This window comes from Apibacter sp. B2912, from assembly GCF_009827835.1.
GTDB lineage: Bacteria > Bacteroidota > Bacteroidia > Flavobacteriales > Weeksellaceae > Apibacter.
Genome location: NZ_WINV01000012.1, coordinates 1 through 2,947, shown reverse-complemented (window position 1 = coordinate 2,947; position 2,947 = coordinate 1). Strand labels below are relative to the sequence as shown.

Here is a 2,947-nt window from a genome sequence, read left to right as displayed (position 1 = left end):
AGTATTTATCAAATTATATGGCATCCTTTGCAATTAAAGAAGAAAAATTGACAATAGAACAAAAAGCAAAAATAGCAGCTCATTTATTGTATTGGGGAGAGCAATATAAATACGATAAACATTATGATTATAATCAAATGTTTATGACCAGATTCTATTACTATCATTTTGAAAGAGAGGCTTACGAAAAAGAATTTAAAAAGAATAATTATTACGGTTTACCTAAATTTAAAGAATGGTATGAAGCAGCAAAGAAAGAAAAAGATTATTTTAATGGAGGAGAAGGAATGGAAGATGATCCAAACCCTTATGATTACAGGCGTATAGCAGAACCAATAAAATAAAAAATATATTTAAATATAACAGGTTTAATTCAACAAACAATGTATAAAAGAAGATGATCATGTAAAATAAAAACACATTACAGTTTAAATTGAACTATTATATATATTAAAATAAAATTCTATGTCTATACGACATTTATGCTGTTATAACCAATTTTTTAAATATAGAGTTTATTATAAAATCCAAAAATAATCTCTAATAATATCTTTATAAATATTAATTCAGAGGAGGAAAATTATTTTAGGTTGCAATCTAAAATACTTAACGGATATTCGCCAGGTCATAAAGATAAACCCGATCCGCATGGATGGGATAAGCGCAAAGAAGGGCTTAGAAAGTTAAAAACATGGTTTAAATACGACAAAGCCATTTGTAAAGGGAATAAAGAGTTGGAGTTTATAAACAACAAAGGAAGAGCACCGTGGATGGAACTTGCAGAAAGTATAGCTAAAGAAATGAAAGGTTGTAAAGAAGGTAAAGAGCCCATGTACTCAAATGCTAAAAAGTATCTTAGATATTGTGATAATTTTAACGATCCTAAGGATGGGGAAAAGGGTCCTTGGTGTGCCGCTTTTATGAATTGGGTAATAGGACAGACTATAAATCCTAAGACAAATATGCCATATAACCATGCAAAATCAGCAGCCTCTTTAGCTCCTACAAAAGATGCAACAAAAAATAATTATAAGCAAATATCTGAACCTATTTATGGTTGTTTGGTTGTATACAAACATTCCAATGGCTCTAATGGGCATACGGGATTTTTAATGGGCAAAACGAAAGATGGAAGATATATTTTATTAGGAGGGAATCAAGATGATACAATACGATTCGATTCCTATGGAGAGATGATAGGAAATGTTAAAAAAATTCATGGATTTTATGTTCCTAAAGACTATGAGATAAAAGATCAAGACAAATTAACGGATAATGATATATATGAAAGTGCAGATGCATTAAATATAAAATTCGGAATTATAGCAGAACCATCAACAGGAAAAACAAATTAATTATAACTTATGAAAAAACAGATAATAAATATATTATTTCTACTGGGAAATATTTTAACTATTTCTTGTCAGGAAACCCCGAAAAACGAAACAGTACAAAAAAACAAAAAAGAAATTCAATCTATTGATACCCTTACTTTAAAAAAATCGGATACTATGTTGAATATAGAAGAAATTAAAAAGCATATAGAATTACAAAAAAGAATAGAATCGGATGAATTAGAGTTTGATGATCCGTATGAAATGAACTATAAAGATTTTATAATAGAAAGTCAGTTAATATATATTGGATTAAAACAAAATGGTTATAAAGATATATCTAAGGAAAAATTCTTAGACAAGTTAAAATTAATATTTAATATAGATTTAAATGCGACATGCATTAGAATAAATAAAGGAGATGATTATATCGTTTATTATGGTTCAATGATGGATGGAAAAAAAGAAACTTTGGAATACAATCAATTTGACTTGCCAATTATTACTAATAATATGTTTTTTGTCTTGAATAAACATATGTATATGAATATGAATCTATTAAAAGATTTAATCCAAATTAATCCCGATAATTCGTATAAAATAAAATTACCACAAGAAATAATCTCCCGAAACAAATACTTATTTACTGACGATAAAAGTCAGTTCCCATGGCTGATTACGCATGATGAATTTTTTATGCGCAGTTTGGTAACAGACTTTGGTTATACGGAAGATAAAAGACTATTGAAGTGGGCACTTGAAAACACCCATCTTCCATTTTTTCATACCTATGCTAAAGACGATGATTTGGAGGAATTGGGAAAACTATTGTGGACTAAAGATTGTAATGGAGAAATACGAGTTCATCAAAATACCTTAGATATTCTAAAAGAAATGTCCACTCCAAATGAAAATTTATATATTATGTATGTAGCTGAATATCTTTCAAATATAGAACATCTAAATGCTAACAAAGAATTAAGTGATGCACAAATAGCAAAAATAGCAGCCTATCTATTAACTTGGGGAGAACAATATAAATACGATAAACATTACGATTATAATCATATGTTTATGGGGTATTTTTGGAATTTTATGGATGATGGAACTTATGATAAGGAATTTAAAAAGAATAATTATTACGGTTTACCCAAATTTAAAGAGTGGTATGAAGCAGCGAAAAAAGAAGAAAATATATTTGAAGGTTATGAAAATTATTTAAATGATGAACCACAACCTTTAGATTATAAGCATAAAGCGAGACCGATAAAATAATAATCCCTTTTTAAATAAAATTTAAAATAAAGATAAATTTAACATAGTCACTTGTGCTCGAAAAGCACATTTTTTTGCACAATCTCGAGAAGAATCAGGCTTAGATTTGAAAGGAGCCTTGGAAGGTGAAAGTTTAAATTATGCTGCGGAAGATTTACCCAAACATTTTATTAACTTCAGCAGCACAGGAAAATTAGAGGGGCCTCCTAATGAATTAGCCTATCAATATGGAAGGACGGCTCAGCACCCGGCTAATCAAAGAAAAATAGCAGAAATAGCATACGGCAATCGTAAGGAATTAGGAAATAAAGGAGGAGAAGACGGCTGGAGATTTTAAG

The 2,947-nt window shown here is 29.0% G+C and carries 4 protein-coding genes; all 4 read left to right on the top strand.

Annotation, left to right across the window (positions count from 1 at the left end; all coding sequences use genetic code 11):
• On the top strand, window positions 1–344 hold a 344-nt coding region (locus tag GFV01_RS09985), incomplete at its 5' end, for a hypothetical protein (protein WP_160567190.1).
• A 246-nt stretch (window positions 345–590) separates the two neighbouring features.
• The gene (locus GFV01_RS09980; RefSeq protein ID WP_160567187.1) at window positions 591–1,355 is read left to right on the top strand and encodes a CHAP domain-containing protein; all 765 of its coding nucleotides are present in this window, start codon (window positions 591–593) and stop codon (window positions 1,353–1,355) included.
• A gap of 9 nt (window positions 1,356–1,364) precedes the next feature.
• Window positions 1,365–2,609 (top strand): hypothetical protein, encoded by a 1,245-nt coding sequence (locus GFV01_RS09975; protein ID WP_160567184.1) that lies wholly within the window; start codon window positions 1,365–1,367, stop codon window positions 2,607–2,609.
• A 106-nt stretch (window positions 2,610–2,715) separates the two neighbouring features.
• Window positions 2,716–2,946, top strand: a complete 231-nt coding sequence (locus GFV01_RS09970) for a hypothetical protein (RefSeq protein WP_160567181.1) — start codon at window positions 2,716–2,718, stop codon at window positions 2,944–2,946.
• Window position 2,947: the final 1 nt, after the last annotated feature.

What these genes read in the sequence shown, in the direction of transcription:
- GFV01_RS09975 (WP_160567184.1), top strand. Translation starts at nt 1,365, where the DNA reads ATGAAAAAACAGATAATAAATATATTATTTCTACTGGGAAATATTTTA.